This window comes from Clostridium oceanicum (genome assembly GCF_039521385.1).
Classification (GTDB): domain Bacteria; phylum Bacillota; class Clostridia; order Clostridiales; family Clostridiaceae; genus Clostridium_F; species Clostridium_F oceanicum.
Window position 1 is genome coordinate 375,827 of record NZ_BAAACG010000019.1, and the last position, 20,130, is coordinate 395,956.

General features: G+C 28.3%; 20 protein-coding genes. All 20 read right to left on the reverse strand.

Annotated elements, in window-relative coordinates:
- Window positions 1-230 precede the first annotated feature (230 nt).
- Window positions 231-2,864 carry a pyruvate, phosphate dikinase gene (ppdK, locus tag ABDZ71_RS18210; RefSeq protein ID WP_343764043.1) on the reverse strand — a complete coding sequence of 878 codons (2,634 nt, stop codon included), beginning with the start codon at window positions 2,862-2,864 and terminating at the stop codon, window positions 231-233.
- Window positions 2,865-2,918: 54 nt separating this feature from the next.
- Complete coding sequence (gene ccpN / locus ABDZ71_RS18215; protein WP_343764046.1) at window positions 2,919-3,560, reverse strand: transcriptional regulator CcpN; 642 nt, start codon at window positions 3,558-3,560, stop codon at window positions 2,919-2,921.
- A 314-nt stretch (window positions 3,561-3,874) separates the two neighbouring features.
- The gene (locus ABDZ71_RS18220; protein ID WP_343764049.1) at window positions 3,875-4,444 is read right to left on the reverse strand and encodes a DUF4342 domain-containing protein; all 570 of its coding nucleotides are present in this window, start codon (window positions 4,442-4,444) and stop codon (window positions 3,875-3,877) included.
- 2 nt (window positions 4,445-4,446) lie between these two features.
- Window positions 4,447-5,190 carry a DNA repair protein RecO gene (gene recO / locus ABDZ71_RS18225; RefSeq protein ID WP_343764573.1) on the reverse strand — a complete coding sequence of 248 codons (744 nt, stop codon included), beginning with the start codon at window positions 5,188-5,190 and terminating at the stop codon, window positions 4,447-4,449.
- A 91-nt stretch (window positions 5,191-5,281) separates the two neighbouring features.
- Window positions 5,282-6,172 carry a GTPase Era gene (gene era, locus ABDZ71_RS18230; RefSeq protein ID WP_343764052.1) on the reverse strand — a complete coding sequence of 297 codons (891 nt, stop codon included), beginning with the start codon at window positions 6,170-6,172 and terminating at the stop codon, window positions 5,282-5,284.
- Window positions 6,173-6,226: 54 nt separating this feature from the next.
- Complete coding sequence (locus tag ABDZ71_RS18235) at window positions 6,227-6,622, reverse strand: cytidine deaminase (RefSeq protein WP_343764054.1); 396 nt, start codon at window positions 6,620-6,622, stop codon at window positions 6,227-6,229.
- Between the two features lie 82 nt (window positions 6,623-6,704).
- The gene (locus ABDZ71_RS18240) at window positions 6,705-7,403 is read right to left on the reverse strand and encodes a diacylglycerol kinase (RefSeq protein ID WP_343764057.1); all 699 of its coding nucleotides are present in this window, start codon (window positions 7,401-7,403) and stop codon (window positions 6,705-6,707) included.
- 49 nt (window positions 7,404-7,452) lie between these two features.
- Window positions 7,453-7,953 carry an rRNA maturation RNase YbeY gene (gene ybeY / locus ABDZ71_RS18245; protein WP_343764060.1) on the reverse strand — a complete coding sequence of 167 codons (501 nt, stop codon included), beginning with the start codon at window positions 7,951-7,953 and terminating at the stop codon, window positions 7,453-7,455.
- A 10-nt stretch (window positions 7,954-7,963) separates the two neighbouring features.
- Window positions 7,964-10,045: an HD family phosphohydrolase gene (locus ABDZ71_RS18250; RefSeq protein WP_343764063.1), complete on the reverse strand. Its 2,082-nt coding sequence runs from the start codon at window positions 10,043-10,045 to the stop codon at window positions 7,964-7,966.
- A gap of 38 nt (window positions 10,046-10,083) precedes the next feature.
- Window positions 10,084-11,319: a sporulation protein YqfD gene (gene yqfD, locus ABDZ71_RS18255; RefSeq protein WP_343764065.1), complete on the reverse strand. Its 1,236-nt coding sequence runs from the start codon at window positions 11,317-11,319 to the stop codon at window positions 10,084-10,086.
- A gap of 1 nt (window position 11,320) precedes the next feature.
- The gene (gene yqfC / locus ABDZ71_RS18260; RefSeq protein ID WP_343764068.1) at window positions 11,321-11,605 is read right to left on the reverse strand and encodes a sporulation protein YqfC; all 285 of its coding nucleotides are present in this window, start codon (window positions 11,603-11,605) and stop codon (window positions 11,321-11,323) included.
- 141 nt (window positions 11,606-11,746) lie between these two features.
- Window positions 11,747-12,196: a GatB/YqeY domain-containing protein gene (locus ABDZ71_RS18265; RefSeq protein ID WP_343764070.1), complete on the reverse strand. Its 450-nt coding sequence runs from the start codon at window positions 12,194-12,196 to the stop codon at window positions 11,747-11,749.
- A 41-nt stretch (window positions 12,197-12,237) separates the two neighbouring features.
- Window positions 12,238-12,414, reverse strand: a complete 177-nt coding sequence (rpsU, locus tag ABDZ71_RS18270; protein ID WP_343764073.1) for a 30S ribosomal protein S21 — start codon at window positions 12,412-12,414, stop codon at window positions 12,238-12,240.
- 151 nt (window positions 12,415-12,565) lie between these two features.
- The gene (locus ABDZ71_RS18275; protein WP_343764076.1) at window positions 12,566-12,910 is read right to left on the reverse strand and encodes a histidine triad nucleotide-binding protein; all 345 of its coding nucleotides are present in this window, start codon (window positions 12,908-12,910) and stop codon (window positions 12,566-12,568) included.
- Window positions 12,911-12,965: 55 nt separating this feature from the next.
- Window positions 12,966-14,261: a tRNA (N(6)-L-threonylcarbamoyladenosine(37)-C(2))-methylthiotransferase MtaB gene (gene mtaB, locus ABDZ71_RS18280; protein WP_343764079.1), complete on the reverse strand. Its 1,296-nt coding sequence runs from the start codon at window positions 14,259-14,261 to the stop codon at window positions 12,966-12,968.
- Window positions 14,261-15,019, reverse strand: coding sequence for a 16S rRNA (uracil(1498)-N(3))-methyltransferase (locus tag ABDZ71_RS18285; RefSeq protein ID WP_343764082.1), 759 nt, complete (start codon window positions 15,017-15,019; stop codon window positions 14,261-14,263). Before ABDZ71_RS18285 ends, mtaB begins: the two co-directional genes overlap by 1 nt.
- A gap of 30 nt (window positions 15,020-15,049) precedes the next feature.
- Window positions 15,050-15,985: a 50S ribosomal protein L11 methyltransferase gene (gene prmA / locus ABDZ71_RS18290; RefSeq protein ID WP_343764085.1), complete on the reverse strand. Its 936-nt coding sequence runs from the start codon at window positions 15,983-15,985 to the stop codon at window positions 15,050-15,052.
- Between the two features lie 213 nt (window positions 15,986-16,198).
- On the reverse strand, window positions 16,199-17,353 hold the full coding sequence (dnaJ, locus tag ABDZ71_RS18295; RefSeq protein WP_343764088.1) for a molecular chaperone DnaJ: 1,155 nt from the start codon (window positions 17,351-17,353) through the stop codon (window positions 16,199-16,201).
- Between the two features lie 148 nt (window positions 17,354-17,501).
- Window positions 17,502-19,385 (reverse strand): molecular chaperone DnaK, encoded by a 1,884-nt coding sequence (dnaK, locus tag ABDZ71_RS18300; protein ID WP_343764091.1) that lies wholly within the window; start codon window positions 19,383-19,385, stop codon window positions 17,502-17,504.
- A gap of 52 nt (window positions 19,386-19,437) precedes the next feature.
- A complete protein-coding gene (gene grpE, locus ABDZ71_RS18305; protein ID WP_343764094.1) occupies window positions 19,438-20,109 on the reverse strand; it encodes a nucleotide exchange factor GrpE in 672 nt (223 codons plus the stop codon).
- Window positions 20,110-20,130 lie beyond the last annotated feature (21 nt).

The following is a 20,130-nucleotide window of genomic DNA, read 5'->3' on the forward strand; positions in this document are numbered from 1 at the left end:
AGTTATCTATTAGTACTAAACTTATCACTTTAATATAATTAATTATAATTATATTAAAGTAAATAAATATTAAAAATCTTATTCTACCTTAAATACTCCTAATAAACTATTTATTAGGAGTCCCTAAGGTATTACATCTCATAAACAGCTGTAAAACCCTTCACTTTTTATTTATTTTTCTATGCTAAAAGACATCCTATATAAATATAAGATGCCTTTTAATATAATTTTTATTTTCTTGGATTGTTTATTTGTGATTGAGCTGCTGCAAGTCTCGCTCCTGGTACTCTATATGGAGAACAAGATACATAATCTAATCCTACCTTATGACAAAAATCTATTGATGAAGGTTCTCCACCATGCTCACCACAAATGCCTAGTTTTATATTTGGTCTAGTTTTTCTTCCTAATTCTGCTGCCATCTCTACTAATCTACCAACACCATTTTGATCTATTCTTTGGAATGGATCAAAATCATAAATCTTCTTATCGTAATAGCAAGTTAAGAATTTACCTGCATCATCTCTTGAAAATCCAAAAGTCATTTGTGTTAAATCATTTGTGCCAAATGAGAAAAATTCTGCTTCTTTAGCAACTTCATCCGCTGTTATAGCCGCTCTTGGAATTTCTATCATTGTACCTACTTGATATTCTAATTCTATATCTTTATCTTTAAAAACTTTATTTACCGTATTAACTACTATATCTTTAACATATTTCATTTCTTTTAATTCACCAATCAATGGAACCATTATTTCTGGTTTAATTTTCACATTATTATTTTTAGAAACTTCTATAGCAGCTTCTATTATTGCTGTTGTTTGCATTTCTGCTATTTCTGGATAAGAAACTGCTAAACGACAGCCCCTGTGACCCATCATAGGATTAAATTCATGTAAAGAAGATACTGTATCTTTTAATTCTTCAAAAGATATATTCATTTCTTTTGCCAAAATTTCTATATCTTCATCTTTTTTAGGTAAAAATTCATGTAGTGGCGGATCTAAAAGTCTTATAGTAACCGGTCTTTCTCCCATAGCTTCATATATTCCAATAAAATCTTCTTTTTGCATTGGAAGTATTTTAGACAATGCCTTTCTTCTTTTATCTTCTGTTTTTGAAAGAATCATTTCTCTTACTGCTGTTATTCTTTCTTCTTGGAAGAACATATGCTCTGTTCTACAAAGTCCTATTCCTTCTGCACCAAAACTAACTGCTTGAGCTGCATCTCTAGGAGTATCTGCATTTGTTCTTACTTTCATTACTCTTATCTTATCTGCCCAGGCCATGAATTTTGCAAAATATCCACTTATTTCAGGAGCAACTGTTTTTATAAGTCTTCCATATACACTTCCAGTATTTCCATCAAGTGAAATATAATCTCCTTCTTTATAAGTTTTTCCTTTTACTATAAAATATCTTTCTTTTTCATTTATTGATATATCTCCACAGCCAGCAACACAACATGTTCCCATGCCTCTAGCAACAACAGCTGCATGTGATGTCATTCCACCTCTTACTGTAAGGATACCTTCTGAAGATACCATACCTTCTATATCTTCCGGTGAAGTTTCTAATCTAACTAATATTACTTTTTCTCCTATATCATGATGAGCTTTAGCATCTTCTGCTGTAAAATATATTTTACCTGAAGCAGCTCCTGGTGATGCAGGAAGGCCCCTTGCTACACTTGTAGCACTTTCTAAATCATCTTCGTCAAATTTAGGATGAAGAAGTGTATCTAATTTACTAGGATCCACTTTAAGAAGAGCTTCCTCTTTTGTTATTATCTCTTCTTCAACTAAATCTACTGCAATCTTTAAAGCTGCAGCTGCAGTTCTTTTTCCATTTCTAGTTTGAAGAAAATATAATTTACCTTGCTCTATGGTAAACTCCATATCTTGCATATCTTTATAATGAATTTCTAATTTGTTAGCTATATCTATGAATTGTTCATAACATTCTGGCAATTCTTTTTGTAACTTAGTTATTGGCTGTGGTGTTCTTATACCTGCTACAACATCTTCCCCCTGAGCATTTATCAAATATTCCCCAAATATTTGATTTTCTCCAGTAGAAGGATTTCTTGTAAATGCAACTCCTGTTCCTGAAGTATCTCCCATGTTACCAAAAACCATAGCTTGAACATTTACTGCTGTTCCCCAGTCTCCTGGTATATCATTTAGTCTTCTATAAACTATAGCTCTTGGATTATTCCATGAACTAAATACTGCTGTTATAGCTAATAGTAATTGTTTTTTAGGATCTTGAGGAAAATCTTCTTTTATTGCCTTTTTATATATGTCTTTAAACCTTTTCACAACGTATATTAAATCAGTGCAATCTAAATCAGTGTCATATTTAACATCTTTTTTCTCTTTTATTTCATCTAAAACGTCTTCAAAATCTCTTTTATCTAATCCCATAACTACATCTGAAAACATTTGTATAAATCTTCTGTAAGAATCATAAGCAAATCTTTCATTTTTAGTAAGCTTAGCTAATACTTTTACAGTGTTATCGTTTAATCCTAAATTTAAAATAGTATCCATCATTCCTGGCATAGAAACTCTAGCACCTGATCTTACTGAAACTAAAAGTGGATTTTCTTCACTTCCAAATTTTTTGTTTGTTTTATTTTCAATATCTTTCAATGCTTGTATTATTTCATCTACTATATTTTCATCTACCTTTTTTCCATCATCATAGTACTTTGTACAAGCTTCAGTTGTTACTGTAAATCCTGCTGGAACTGGAATTCCCATATTAGTCATTTCTGCAAGATTTGCTCCTTTACCACCTAAAAGTTCTCTCATTTTAGAATTACCTTCACTAAAAAGATATACATATTTGTGTTTAACCATAACAAAACATCCCCTTTATACTTTATGTTATATTCTAATTCACACTATTAAGTGTTATTTATTCTCTCCCATTTTTACAAATAATCTAGTTATATTAGTTTTAGATACTTTACCTATAATTTTTAATTCTTCTTTTCCATTTTCAGAAGTCTTTTCAACTACAGGAAGACTATCTACTTCATGTTCTATTATTTTCTTTGCAGCTAAATATGCTGGATCTTCCTTCTTAACATATACAATATTAGGCATTCTAGTCATTATGATTCCTACTGGAACCTTATGCATATCTGTTCCGCCCATAGCAAATTTTAAAAAATCTTTTCTTGAAACTGCCCCTACTAATATATGCTCATTATGAACAAATATAGTTCCTACATCATTTAAAAATAGATGTAAAATGGCATCATAAACTGTAGTATTTTCTTCTACCATAATAGGGCTAGACATTATACTCTTTACTTCTATGTTATTTATATAGTCATATAAAAAACTATATGAAGGCTTATGGGAATAAATATATCCTACTTTTGGTTTTGCCTCTAATACTTCCATCATTGTTAATATAGCCAAATCCGGTCTTAATGCTGCTCTAGTAACGCCTAAGTGGCCAGCTAAATTTTCACTGGTTATAGGTTCATGTTCCTTTACTAATTCTACTATACGTTCTTGTCTTTCAGATAGTTTAATAGCCTTCACCCTCTTCCATATTTTTTAGTAATATAATATCTTTTATGATTATTATATCACTAAATTCGAAACATTAGTATATCACTTTTCATTATTTATGCTAGATTATTTCAAATTATGTTATACTTATTGTGAATTTCTTTTCATTGCGCTATATTTTATCCTAATATAATCTAGAATTAATATACTTATTGGATTTGTAAATAATAAGGAGACATTTTGTTATGAATTATAATAATACATTTATTATATATTATATACTATTTATTAAAAATATAAAAATCAGCAGCACATATACTACTGATTCTTATATACAAATTAACTTATTTATTTTCCTCTGAATCATTTTTATTATCATCATCTTCGAAATTAACAGTATATTGATAAAAACCACTTTCGTCTTCTTCATCTTCTTTATTAAATTTATCTTTTATATTAGAAGTTGTATCTTGCATTTTTTCTTTTATATCTTTAGCAGTATTTTTTATTATTTTATTTACTACTTCAACAGTTCCATCATCTTTTGTTATTTCTATAGTAACTTTTGTAAATATAGCTGCAGCTACTCCTATTCCAAGTAGTGGTGGCCAAACTAATGCTGCTAATGTAGCTGCTACACCTGCATTAACTGGTATATCTACAATAACCTTTTCACCTTTTCTAACTTTTATCCTATTTACATTCCCTTTACTTACTAAACTCTTTATCCAATCTACAAATTCTTCTTTTGTTGTATAATTTGAACTTTCATCACATTCCTCTTCATTTTCTATATACACTAGAGCATCAACTACATTACCATCACAGGCTTCTAATGCTTCTTTTGCCTTAGTATAGGTAACACCGCTCCTCTCTCTTATTATGTCAATCTTTTCCAAAGTTACTTCGCTCATTTTTAATCCTCCTTCATAAAATTTAACATTTGAAGACTTTTAGGCTTCTTCATATAATTTTGAGATATTATCATAGATAAAATTTTAAATAATTCTTTTTTAGTATTTTTAGAAATAGATAATCTATGTAATTTTTCTAAAGGCATCTTAAGTAAATATTTAAGAACATTGTAAGTTTCTAAATTTATATACACGCCATTAATCTTTTCACATTCATCGCATATACCTGATAAGTACTGAAAATTTATATAATTAGACTTATTTATCTTTTTACCACAAAAACTACATCTATCTAAGTTCAATTCATATCCTGTTGCTCTTAATAATTTAACTTCAAATGCTCTTGTTAATACTTCTATATCTATGGCATTAGTTTTTATTAAGTAAAAACTCACCATTAGTTCTTTAAATAAATATCTGTTGCTTTCTTTTTCCTGTACACAGATATCTATTAGCTCACACAAATAAGAACAATATGTCAAAGTATCTAAGTCTTTTAGAAAATCTTGAAAGGAATCTATAATTTCAGCTTCAGATATATTAAATAAATTTCTACCTTTGTAAATAACATAGTTTCCATAACAAAACTGCATAGTATTAGAAAAATACTTACTTCTATTTTTTTTAGCACCTTTAGCTATACAAGTTATTTTTCCTAATTTTTCTGTGTATAACCACACTAACTTATCAAATTCTTTATAATCTTGAGTTTTTATTACAACCCCTCTTGTTTTAAATACAGACAGACACTAATCACCTCTTATTTGTATTTAATATAATAATATATTATATGCTATTTATAGATTTTGCTTTTAAATCTGTTAATATACTACTATATTACTTTTGCCTTTTATATCCTAATTCCTTTAATAATAAATTACTATCTCTCCACTCTTCTTTTACTTTAACCCATAATTTAAGGTAAACTTTATTATTTAAAAAAGTTTCTATATCTTGTCTTGCATATTGAGATATCTTCTTTAACATTTTTCCATCTTTACCTATTATTATAGGTTTATGAGATTTCTTTTCACAAAGCATATTAGCATCTATATTGTATATCCCTTTTTTATCTTTTCTCATTTTAATTATTTCAATAGCTATTCCATGAGGAACTTCTTCTGATAAAAGTCTTAATGCTTTTTCTCTTATTATTTCTGATACTATAAATCTTTCATTTTGATCTATTATCATATCTTCTGGATAAAACTTAGGACCTTCTTTTAAATTTTTAACCATAAGTTCTTTTAATAAATCCACATTTTTATTTTTAAGCGCAGATATTGGTATTATTTCTTCAAAATCCATAAGTTTAGAATAAGCTTGTAATGTTTCTGCTACCTTTTCTCTTGGATTTTCATCAATTTTATTTACAACTAAAAATACTGGTTTGTTTATATCTTTTAATTGATCAGCTATAAATAAATCTCCTTTTCCTGGTTTAGAATCTACATTAACTAAAAATAGTACAATATCCACGTCTTTCATAGAATCTGATGCTACTTTAACCATATACTCTCCAAGCTTATGTTTAGGCTTATGTATTCCTGGTGTATCAACAAAAACAAGTTGATAGTCCTCTTCTGTAAGTATAGTTTGTATATTGTTTCTTGTAGTTTGTGGTCTACAAGAAACAATAGATAACTTTTCTTTCATTATTGCATTTAATAAAGTAGATTTTCCTACATTAGGTCTTCCTACAATAGTTATAAATCCTGATTTAAACATATCTTATCTCCTTAAATTAACCACACTCAAATATTTTATTTATTTTTATATGGCTTATAGTAAATTATCTTTAGTAAAAGAATCTGGTAAAATTTCATTCATCTTTTTAATTTTATAGTTATCTTTATCTTTAACAATTATAATATCTATATCCTTATCTGCAAATTCACTTATTACCTGCCTACATATTCCACAAGGAGCAGTGTAGTTTTTTTCATCTCCTACTATAGCAATAGCTTTTATTTTCCTATATCCTTCTGAAACCGCCTTAAATATAGCTGTTCTTTCTGCACAATTTGTAGCTCCATAAGAACAGTTTTCTATATTACAACCTGTGTAAATACTATCATCTTCTGTAATAAGTGCTGCTCCAACTTTAAAATGTGAATATGGAACATAAGCTTTTTCTCTAGCTTCTATAGCTTTCACTATAAGGTTATCATATTTCATATAATATCCTCCTATGAACTTAAATTTTATTGTCATTTATATTGTAAATAAATTATAACATTATTTTTTGTTATTTCAACCATTATCCAAATATCTTGAATAAAATGGTAGTAATAAGGGTTCCAAATATAGCTCCAACAACAACTTCTAATATAGAATGAACTTTTGAATCTACCCTACTTTGAGCTACTACAAATGCTAAAAAATAGCTTAAAACAATAATAGGAAATTCTTCAGTTATAAAAGCTATTAAAGTTGCTATAGAAAAGCCTAGAGTACTATGACCACTTGGCATTCCACCCTTTAATGGTGTTCCTTCTCCATACAGAGCTTTAGCTACAATAGTTAATATACAAACAATAACCAAAATTATAAATATAGTATAAGGGTTAGTATCTTTTACTTTGTTTATAAGAACAAAATTTATATATTTTAATTTATCCCAAAATATTAAATATCCAACTACAACAGCATTTATAGCAGTAACTAATACAGCTCCTGCTGCTACGTTTTTAGATATTTTAGCTAAAGGATGATAGTAGTTTGTAGTAGCATCTATAGCAAATTCTATTGCGGTATTTATAAGTTCTGCAAAGATAACTAATGTTATTACTATACATATAGCTACTAATTCTATTTTAGTTAGATCATAGAAAAAACAAGCAGTTAAAACCAAAAGAGCTACAATCATATGTATTCTCATGTTTCTTTGGGTTCTAACTGCATATATAATTCCATCTATGGCATAATTAAAGCTATCTAAAAGCTTATTAACCTTCAATAACCAAACACCACCTAATACTATTGAATTTATAGCTTACTTTTTATATTTATCTCAATATATCAAACTTTTCAAGAATTGCTTCTTCTCTTTTTCTCATTATATTCTTTTCTTCCTCTTCCATATGATCATATCCTAAAAGGTGTAAAATGGAATGGATAGTTAAATAGCAGGCTTCCCTTAAAAAACTATGTTTATACTCTATACTTTGTTCTTTTGCCCTTTCAAGTGAAAGTGCTATATCTCCTAATACTAATCTTCCTTCATCTAAATCGCTATCATCAAATTCATAGTTTAAATAACAATCTTTATAAACTTTACCTTCTTTATAAGGAAGCATTGGAAAAGAAAGCACATCTGTAACTTTATCTATATTTCTGCATTCTTTATTTATATTTTTTATTTCTTCATTATCTATAAATATAACACTTACTTCATAATCAACAGATACCTTTTCTTCTTTTAAAGCATAATCAATAATTTTTTTTAAAGTACTTTCTAAATTCTCATCTACTTGTATTTTATTTTGTCTATTGTCTAAGTATATCATTTCCGTCCTCCTATTTCTTTATCCATTTATCTTCTGGATACTCTATTCTTTGATGATATATACCTGTTAAAACTTTCAAAAAAGATTCTTTAATATTTTTAATATTTTTTAATGTTAATTCACAATTATCTAATTGTCCTTCATCTAGTCTATCTTTTATTATCTTCTCTACCATTGCTTTAATTTTCTCATTTGTAGGATCATTTATAGATCTTACTGCAGCTTCTACTCCATCTGCAAGCATTATTATAGCAGCTTCCTTAGTTTCTGGAACAGGTCCATCATATCTAAAGTGATTTTCATCTATCTGATCTGGTCTTTCACAATTATTTTTAGCTGTTATATAAAAATATTTGACTAAAGAATTACCATGGTGCTGCTGTATTATATCTTGTATAATTTTAGGTATCTTATGTTCTCTACTAATTTCTAATCCGTCCTTTACATGGGAAATAATAATTAAAGCACTCAGATTAGCTGATATTTTATCATGGGGATTTTCTCTTCCAACTTGATTTTCTTTAAAGAAATAAGGTCTTTTAGTTTTACCTATATCATGATAGTAAGCTGCTACTCTTGCTAAAATAGGATCTCCTCCTACGATTTCTGCTGCAACTTCTGCTAAATTTCCTACTAAAACACTATGATGATATGTACCTGGAGCTTTTATTAAAAGTGTTTTTAATAAAGGATGATTAGGGTTTGAAAGTTCTAATAATTTCATTGTAGTTACTATATCAAATGTACTCTCAAGCAAAGGTAAAAATCCTATAGTAAGAACTGCAGATATTATACTTCCAATAAAGCTAAAAAGAGCTTTTTTGCCTACATCAATAACACTGTTACTTAATATAAACCCTGCGGAAAAAGAAAGTATCACATTTATAACTGCTATATACAAAGAAATATATATTATATCATTTCTCTGCTGCATCTTTCTTAAAAAGGTAGCTCCTAAAACACCACTTACTATTGATATTAATAATATCTCTACATTAAAATTTACAGCTACAGCTATTAGTATGCAATTAAGCAAACTTACTACTAATGATATCCTATGATTTAAAAGAAGGGTAAGCATCATAGGAACGCAAGCTAAAGGTATTAAAAAAGGAGATATTATAGTTAAACTTCTAGCTAAAAGTAAAAATACACAATTTACTAAACTTATTAATATTAGATTGTTAGAATTTTCAAAACAACTACTATGATATTTATATAAATACATCCATTGGATAAATTGTACCAATAATACAAGGGCAGCTAAACTAATAAATGTATACCATTGGAAATTAGAACTAGTATTTAAAAGTCCTAATTCTTTTAAAATTTCTAATTCGACCTTGCCTATTGGCTCCCCTTCTTTAGCTATTATCTGTCCTTTCTTTATCATAACAGGAGGTGTATTTTTTATAACTTCTTTTTTTGCTTCTTCTGTCTTTTCCTTATCATAAAAATAATTAGGTTTTATCTCATGAATCCCTATTGTTTCAGCTAATCTACTAAGATTACTAGATAAATCTGAAGATCTAACTTTTATATATATACTGTCTTGTGCTTTTTTTATAGTTTTCCCCACTACACCTTTAGTATCAGTTTCATCTATTATATTATAGTTTTCATATAAATCTGACATAAGATTTATTAAAAACTCTTGTAACTTCTTAACTCCTTCTTTATCTAAACTAAGTATTGATTCATATTGATCCTTTGACAAGTTAATTTTAGATATTTTAGCTAATTCACTAGTAGCTTGATTTTTATCACTATATTTTGAAGACACTGATTCAACTTGCAGAAAAAAACTTTTTATATTATTTAAAACCTCTGTTTTTACTTCTGCTTTTTTTGTGTATTCTGGAGTAACAGCTTCTAATGCTTGATTTAGTCTAGCTTTTGTAGAAGATTCATCTTTTATTTCCATTGGAGCTTTAATATTTGTCTTTGGTATATCTCCTTCTTTTAAATCGTACTTTTTAGTTACTAATCCTGTTATTAAAATAACATAAGTACATATAAATGTAATAAAAAATATAAGATATTTTTTAAATCTATAATCTTTCATTATCTTATTCATAGATATTTTCCTCATAAACTATACCACCTTTTGTATATCTCATCCATGGAATCTTAATGATTGTCATCATTTTGATTATTATGTTCTTGATTGCTGTCTTTTTCGCTACCGTCTTCATTCTCCTTATCCTCATCTATGGTATCATCAATTTTAATTGGTTTTGATATATCCTCTTCTGCTATTACAAGCACTCTTATTTTACACTTATCTCCACTTATACTATGATTAATTTTTTTATCAACAGCTTTAATAGATTTGTCAAACTGATTTACAATCTTATTATACATTTTTAAACTTTCAGCATTAACAACTTTATCTACATTTACTTTTTCTTTTTTCTCTTTAACTTCATAAAACTCTTCTTTACCAAAAATAAATTTATTACTTTCTATTTTATCATATTTATCAAATTTATTTGCACCCTTTGTAAAATATATTTTCTTTCCTCTAAAATTCATATAAAATCTTTTTGATTTTTTCCCTGTTCTAATTTTATTTGTTTTATATATATCCACTTCTTTAGTTAATTCAAAAAATGTCTTTGCTATTACTTTTCCCTTAGAATGTACAAAATATTTTTCAGTTTCTTCTTCATTTCCTTGTTCTCCTTTAACTAAAACATCACCTTTTTTAACTATATCACCTTTTTTAACTACAGGTGTTCCGTTTATTGTATATACCCTCTGTATTTCTCCATCTTTTTTGGCTACTAAATCACAAGGTTCATCATCTTTAATAATTTCTGGTGGTGATTGTCTTTCCTGAGCTTTTATTATAAGCTTAGATCCTTCAAGTCTAGCTTTTACCCACATTATATTATCTATATCTTTTATTAAATTTTCTTCTATATTAAAAATATCCACTTGAGATTTATTTATTCCTAAAGTTACACCATATCCTTTTAACTTTTGCCTTATTTCATAGGGAGTAACATTTACGCCTCCTTCACAGTGTATATCTATCTTCCATATAAATGTGGACATAATAAATAACATACTTATAAATAAAATAGTACCAACTATAAATGCTATTCGCTTTCTTAACATTAATATAAAAAAAGAAATTCCCTTTCTATCTACTATCTTAACTTTAGTTCTTGTTCTTTTAGCTATACACTTGATTGTCTTATAGTCTTTCAAATTCACTTCCATTACCATTATAGTCATACTTATTTTTCTTATGTTTTTTATTTCTACACTATTTTTCCAAAGTAAATTAACAAATTTTTCAGGTATCAAGGATTGAATTTCAATAGTAATAACTGCCTTTTTAAATTTTCTAAAATTCATATTACTCATCTTTTTCATAAACCACAGATTTAAAACTTCCGCCTATAGTTATTGTGGTCCCTCCCATAAATAATATTTCAAAATTCTTCCCATATATGCATATCAACCCTGACCCAGAATTAACTTTCACTTCATCATCATCAAAACTGATTACCCCTCTATGATTTTCTATAGTAATTTCTCTATCTCCTGTAACAACTATTTTAGGTAAGTTCAACACAATATCTTTAGGCAATTCAAGTTTTTCAGCTATTGTTTGCCTTGTTTTATAAAATTTTTTGCCCAATTTATCACCTCTAAAACTGCTTTCATACTAATTTATGAAATAAATGTTTTATAAATGACTAATAAATATTATTGTTTTATAAAATATTTATCAAATGTACTTTAAAACAAAAAATAAAAAAAGCTGAGTAAAACTCAGCTTTTATTGTTTACTTAAAATATTTTTAACTTTTTGACTTACAAGTTTACTATCAGCTCTGCCTTTAATCTTAGGGATAACAATATTCATAACATCTTTCATGTTTTTTATACTATTAGCCTTTGTAACATTAACCGCTTGATTAATAATTTCCATAATCTCATTTTCAGTCAACTGCTGAGGAAGGTAACTTAACAAAACTTCTAATTCGAAATTAGTTTCATCTATTAAGTCTTGTCTGTTTCCCTTTTTAAAATCTTCCAAAGCTTCTTTGCGCTGCTTTACTTCTTTTGATAAAACATCAATAATTTCAGAATCATTAAGATCTCTTCTTTTATCTTTTTCTACCAAAAGAATAGATGATTTAAGCATACTTATTATGTTAGCCCTTTTTTTCTGTTTAGATTTTAAGGCCTTCTTCCAGTCCTCTTGTAAAGTTTCTTTAAGAGACATTAAATCTAATACCCTCTTTCAAAGAAATCATTTATTTAAAACTATCTAAATTTTCTCTTTCTTGCAGCTTCAGATTTTTTCTTTTTCTTTACACTTGGTTTTTCATAGTGTTCTCTTTTTCTAACTTCTGATAAAACACCTGCTCTTGCACATTTTTTCTTAAATCTTCTTAGTGCATTTTCTAGTGATTCATTTTCTCCAACTTTTATTTCTGACATATTTTCTCCCTCCCTCCGCTAGTTCAGTTTAGTAAAATAAAAAAGCAGTTAATGCGGACCAAAATAACACACTAGGTATTATACAACATATTTTATACAGCTGTCAATGATTTAATATAAGTAGCTTTAAATAAATCATATCAAGCTATATCTAGCCTGGTGGCCACTGTAAGTTTCTACCTGCAATCAAGTGAAAATGGACATGAGGCACTGTTTGACCTCCAGCTTCTCCACAATTTGAAACAACTCTATATCCATCTTTATCTACACCTAGTTTTTTTGCTATTTTACTAGCTATTATAAATATATGAGAAATAACTTTACTATTTTCCTCATTTAAATCATTTAAACTAGATATATGTTTTTTTGGTATTATTAAAACATGATGAGGTGCTGCTGGTTCTATATCATTAAATGCATATACTAGTTCATCTTCATATACTTTCTCACTAGGTATATCTCCTTCTATTATCTTACAGAAAATGCAATCTGTCATTTTATCACCTCCTTATAGTTTTATTCAATAGGTTTTTATAGATTCCTTCTATATATTAAATTTTACCATAGGCAAATTCTTGATCTGATTTTTCAATACAAGTTTCAACTATATTTCCTGAAATATCATTTTCACAATTAGATAAAACTTTTATGTAATTAGGAGTATAGCCTTCATAGTATCCATCTTGTTTACTTAATTTTTCATATAACACACTCATACTTTGTCCTATAAATTTATTTATAAATTCCTTTTCTTGAATTTTATCCAGTTTTATAAGTTTGCTACTTCTCTTTTCTTTAATTTTCCCATCAATTTGATTATCCATTTTAGCTGCTCTAGTACCTTTTCTAGGACTAAATTTAAAAACATGCATTTTTGAAAGTTTTATATCTGATAAAAAATTATAAGTTTTTTCAAATTCTTCTTCTGTTTCTCCTGGAAATCCTACTATTATATCAGTAGTTATAGATACACCTTTTATTCTTTCTCTAAGACTAGAAACTATGTATTTATACTGCTCTACTGTATATTTTCTATTCATTCTTTTTAAAGTTTCATTACACCCACTTTGAAGTGACAGGTGAAAATGAGGACATAATTTTTTAAGTTTACCAATACCTTCAATTATATTATCTTTAAAAAATGTAGGATCTATAGAACCTATTCTTATTCTAGTAACCCCTTCTATTTTATCTAATTCTTTTAATAGTAAAAGCAAATCCCAGTTTTCATTTAAATCTACACCATAAGAAGCTATATCTATTCCTGATAGTATTATTTCCTTAAATCCGTGATTAGCTAATTTGCGCACTTCTTCTATAACTTTACTTGGATCTTTACTACAAACAGCTCCTCTTGCAAAAGGAATTAGACAATAGGAACAAAATCTGTTACATCCATCTTGCACCTTTAAAAAAGCTCTTGTTCTATCTTGATATTCTTCTATATTAAGTTCTTCAAATGTTTTATTTTTCAAAACATCCTTTACTTCTATTATCTTTTCTTTTTCTTCCATAGCTCTGTGTACCCAATATACCACATCACCTTTGTTTCTAGTACCAAGTACTACATCTACACCTTCTATACTAGAAACTTCTTCTGGAGCTATTTGAGAATAACAACCTACAACTGCTATTATGGCATTTTCATTTTCTCTTCTAGCTCTACTTATCATTTGTCTTGATTTTCTATCTCCCATATTAGTTACTGTACAAGTGTTTATTACATAAACATCTGCCAATTCATTAAACTGTACTATATCATAGCCTTGCTTTATAAATTTTTCTGACATAGCCTCTGTTTCATATTGATTAACTCTACATCCTAAAGTAGAAAAAGCAACTTTCATTACAAAATGCCTCCTAAATCTCCTAATTCATATAAAATTATTGACGAACAAACTATTCCAGCAGTTTCAGTTCTAAATATTCTAGGTCCTAAAGTAATTATGTTAGCTTTTTCGTCTTGTAATTTTTTTATTTCACTTTCTTCAAATCCGCCTTCTGGCCCTATAACTATAGCTATATTTTTTATATTATCTTTTATTTCTGATATGTCTTTCATAAGAGATTTTATTCCATAGTTATATTTATTTTCATAAGGAACTAGTACTAAATCCATAGATTTCATCTGATCTATAGCTTCTTCAAATTTTATGGGATCGTAAACCTTAGGTATAATAGACCTTTTACATTGTTTACAAGCTTCTAAAGCTATTCTATTCCATCTATCAATTTTTTTTGATTCTTTATTTTGATTTTTAACAACTACTCTATTAGTTATTAAAGGTATTATATGTTTAACCCCTAATTCTGTTGATTTTTGAACTATGTAATCCATCTTTGTAGATTTAGGAAAACCTTGATACAAATATATATTTAATTGAGATTCATTATTTTTATCTAGTTTTTCTATTATATTTACTAAAACTAATTTTTTATCTATAGTATCAATAATTCCTAAATACTCTTTTCCATTACAATTATTTATACTTACTTTTTCTCCTGGTTTCAATCTTAAAACTTTATGTATATGTTTTACGTCTTCTCCTTCTATAGAAGCTATATTGTCATTTATATTTGTAGCTGGCACAAAAAACTTATGCAAACAAATCACCTACTTTAAAATAATAATAATCTAAACTCTACTTACAACACATACCCATTCCCCATCTTCTATTATCTCTTCTATTTTAAAATTCTCTTTTTCTAATTTTTCTATTACTTCTTCTTTTCTTGTATTTAATATTCCTGAAGCTATAAAATATCCCTTTTCTTTTATAAAATTCTTAACTCCTTCTGATAAAAACATTATTACATCAGCTATTATATTTGCAACTACTATGTCTGCTTTTTCATGAACTACTTCCATAAGATTTCCTTCTAATATGTGAACATTAGAACAATCATTATAAGTTAAGTTTTCTTTTGATGATTTTACAGCTACAGGATCTAAATCTACTCCTATTACCTTTTGTGCTCCTAATTTACTTGAAACTATAGAAAGTATTCCTGATCCACAACCAATATCAAAAACTTCAAAGTCTTTATTTATATACTTTTCTAATGATTTTATACACATTCTAGTAGTTTCATGAGTACCTGTTCCAAAAGCCATTCCAGGATCTAAATCAACAACTAGTTCTTCTTGTTTTTTTAAATAGTTTTCCCATATAGGCTTTATAACTATTTTATCAGATACTTTAGTAGGTTTATAATATTTTTTCCAGTTATTAGCCCAATCTTCTTCGTTAACTTCTGCTACTGTAACTATTCCTTCTCCTTTATCTATTCCAAATTCACCTAAATTTTCAACAGATTCTTTTATATATTTTATAGTTTTTTCAAAATCATCATTTTCTTTATAATATCCTTTTATTATAGCTGAATCTTTAACTTTAAGTAAAGTCTCATCAAAATAATCCCAATCTCCTGGATTTTTCTTTTTAAACTCTATATCTTGAGGATCTTCAATAGAAACTCCTTCTATTTCTGTATTATAAAGTATTCCAGACACTGCCTCTACTGCTTCACTACTTGTGTATATAGTAACTTCTAACCAATCTTTATTCATAAATTAACCTCCAAATTATTATATAAATAATTATTACATTGTTATATCAATCTTTAAGTTCTTTTAATAAACCTAATAAATAGATTTAAAATAAACTACAAATATATTTGATTTACAATGTTACATTTAACTATATATCTTATATTAACGAAAAACAAGCTGCCTTATCCTATGGCAGCTTGCAAAATATAAAATTTATGCAACTTTAGTATACTATTTAAAATTCTTTTTTAATTTATCTATAAAAGAATCTTTAGCAATATGCTTAGTAGATTCACCACTAGCTTCCATATACATAAGTAATGCTTCTTTTTGTTTATTACTTAAGGATTTAGGGACATCTACAATTACAGTAACATATTGGTCTCCTCTTCCTCTTCCACCTACTTTAGGAACTCCTTTGTTTCTCAATCTAAATGTTGTTCCTGATTGTGTTCCAGTAGGAACTTCATATTTAACATTGCCATCAACTGTAGGAACTTTTATTTCTGTTCCTAAAACTGCTTTTGGAAAACTTATGTGTGTATCTATATAAATATCAAAGCCTCTTCTTTTAAATGTGTGATCTGGTGCTACACGTATATTTATATATAAATCCCCTGAAGGACCACCATTTACTCCTGGTTCACCTTCTCCTCTTATTGGTATAACATTTCCAGTATCAACACCTGCTGGCACATTAATTTTTATTGTCTTTGTTTTTCTTACTGTTCCAGTACCATTACATTTATGACAAGGACTTTCTATTGTCTTTCCGCTTCCATTACATTTATCACATGTAGTTACAGTCATCATACTTCCTAGTATAGTATTCTTTTGAACCTTTATCTGACCTGTTCCACCACATTTGCTACAAGTTTTAGCAGTAGTACCAGGTTTTGCCCCTGTTCCACTACAAACATCACATTTATCTTTTTTCTTTATAGAAATTTCTTTTTCTACTCCAAATACCGCTTCTTTAAAATCTAGGTTTATAGAATATTCTATATCTGCTCCTCTTTGTGCAGCATTTCGTCTTCTTCCACCAGAAGAAAAACCTCCTCCTCCACCAAAGAATGAATCAAATATATCTCCAAATCCACCTAAATCTGAAAAATCAAAGCCACCAAATCCTGAACCATTAAAACCGCCTGCTCCACCTGCACCAAAGTCTGTAGTACCAAATTGGTCATATTGAGCTTTTTTCTGAGGATCTGATAATACTTGATAAGCTTCATTTATTTCTTTAAATTTATCCTCTGCGGCTTTATTGCCCTTATTCTTATCTGGATGGTATTTTATGGCTAGTTTTCTAAATGCTTTTTTTATTTCTTCTGGACTTGCACCTTTATCTAAACCAAGAACCTTATAATAATCTTTTCCTGCCATCCTTTTTTCACCACCTATTTAATGATAGTTAACTATTATCTTATTAATAAAATAATTCCATACTTAAATTAAGGGAGGAGTTAAACTCCGTCCCTTAACTTCCCATATATATATTATACATACTTTATGAAATATGTCATTACTTTTTTTATTTATCGTCTTCAACCTTATAATCTGCATCTACTACATTATCATCATTTTTCTTTTCATTGTTTTCAGCGCCTTGTTGTGCTCCTGCACCAGCTCCAGCACCTGCTCCTGGGTTAAATCCTGCACCTTGTTGTCCCCCTTGAGCTCCTTGTGCTTGATAAATTTTTGAAGAAATTCCATAGAAAGTTTGAGTTAAATCTTCTGTTGCTTTTTTAATTGCTTCTAAGTCTTCTCCATCTTTTATATCTTTAACAGCTTTTAATTTTTCTTCTACAGTTTTCTTATCTTCTGCAGAAACTTTATCACCTAAATCATTTAAAGCTTTTTCTGTTTGATAAACTACTTGATCTGCATTATTTTTAATTTCTATTTTTTCTTTTCTCTTTTTATCTTCGCCTTCAAATTTCTTAGCTTCATTAACAGCTTTATCTATTTCATCATCTGTTAAATTTGTAGTTGCTGTTATAGTTATATTAGCTTCTTTTCCTGTTCCTTTATCCTTAGCTGATACATTAACTATTCCGTTAGCATCTATATCAAAAGTAACTTCTATTTGTGGAACTCCTCTTGGTGCTGAAGGTATTCCAGATAAAGTAAATCTTCCAAGGCTCTTATTATCTGCTGCCATTTGTCTTTCACCTTGAACTACATGTATTTCAACTGAAGTTTGACCGTCAGCAGCTGTTGAGAATACTTGGCTTTTCTTAGTTGGTATTGTAGTATTTCTTTCTATTAATGGAGTAGCTACTCCCCCTAATGTTTCTATTCCAAGAGTTAATGGAGTAACATCTAATAGTAATACATCTTTAACATCACCAGTTAATACTCCTGCTTGTATTGAAGCACCCATTGCAACAACTTCATCTGGATTAACGCCTTTTGTTAAATCTTTTCCTGTATATTGTTTAACAGCTTCTTGAACAGCTGGTATTCTTGTAGATCCACCAACCATTATAACTTTATCTATATCTGAAAGTGTAAGACCTGCATCATCTAAAGATTTTTTCATTGGCTCTAAAGTACGTTGTACTAAATCATGAGTTAATTCATTAAATTTAGCTCTAGTTAAATTCATATCTATGTGTTTTGGACCTGTTGCATCTGCAGTTATAAATGGTAGATTTATATTAGTTTGAGTTGATGAAGATAACTCAATTTTAGCTTTTTCTGCAGCTTCTTTTAATCTTTGTACTGCCATTTTATCATTTCTTAAGTCCATTCCATTTTCTGCTTTAAAAGTTTCTGCTATATGATCTATTATCTTTTGATCAAAATCGTCTCCACCTAATTTTGTATCACCATTAGTAGCTTTTACTTCAAAAACTCCATCTCCAAGTTCAAGTATAGATACATCAAAAGTACCGCCACCTAAATCATATACAAATATTTTTTGGTTTGTATCCATTTTATCCATTCCATAAGCAAGAGCTGCAGCAGTTGGTTCATTGATTATTCTTAAAACTTCAAGTCCTGCTATTTTACCAGCATCTTTAGTTGCCTGTCTTTGACTATCATTAAAATAAGCTGGAACAGTTATTACTGCTTGATTAACTTTTTCTCCTAAATAAGATTCTGCATCAGCCTTTAATTTTTGAAGTACCATAGCTGATATCTCTTGTGGAGTATATTCTTTTGAATCTATGTTAACTTTATGATCTGTTCCCATATATCTTTTTATAGAAATTATAGTCTTTTCTGGGTTAGTTATTGCCTGTCTTTTTGCAACTTGACCTACTAATCTTTCATCGTTTCCTTGGAAAGATACTACTGATGGAGTTGTTCTTGATCCTTCAGCATTTGGTATAACTGTTGGTTCTCCACCTTCCATTACAGATACACAAGAGTTTGTTGTTCCTAAATCAATTCCAATTATTTTTGCCATTTCCTATTACCTCCTAAATTAATTAAAATCTTTTTATAATTGAATTCCAAAATTAATTTGCAACTTTAACCATACTATATCTTATAACCTTTTCTCCTTTTTTATATCCCTTTTGGAAAACTTCAGCAATTTCTTTTTCACCATAGTTTTCATCATCTATATGCATAACAGCATTATGATAATTAGGATCAAATTTCTCATCTGATTTTATTTCTTCTACTCCTAATTTTTCTAAAGAAGTATTAAATTGTTTTACTGTCATTTCAATACCTTTTTTTATATCTTCAATGCTTCCTTCAACTTTATAAGCTCTTTCTAAATTATCTAACACTGGAAGCATTTCTTTTAATACATCTTCACATGCATTTGTATAGATATCTTCTTTTTCTTTAGCAGTTCTTTTTCTATAATTATCATATTCAGCTAAAGTTCTTAGAAGTTTTTCTTTTACATCCCCTAATTCTTTTTCTAGCTTTTCATTTTTCTTCTTAGACATACTTAACATATCTTCAAATTCCTTTTCTCTATTTTCTTTATCGCTTTCACATTCTTCTTCACTGTTATTTTTAATTTCATCCTTAGTTTCCACTTCAGATTCATCTTTTAAGTCACAAGACTTATCCTTACAATCACAAGTTTCAATATCTTCATTTTCAACTTCTTCTACTAAATTTTCTTTATTTTCTTTTACGCTCTTTTTTTCGTCAGTACACTTATTTGACAATTATATCCCTCCATTACAAGC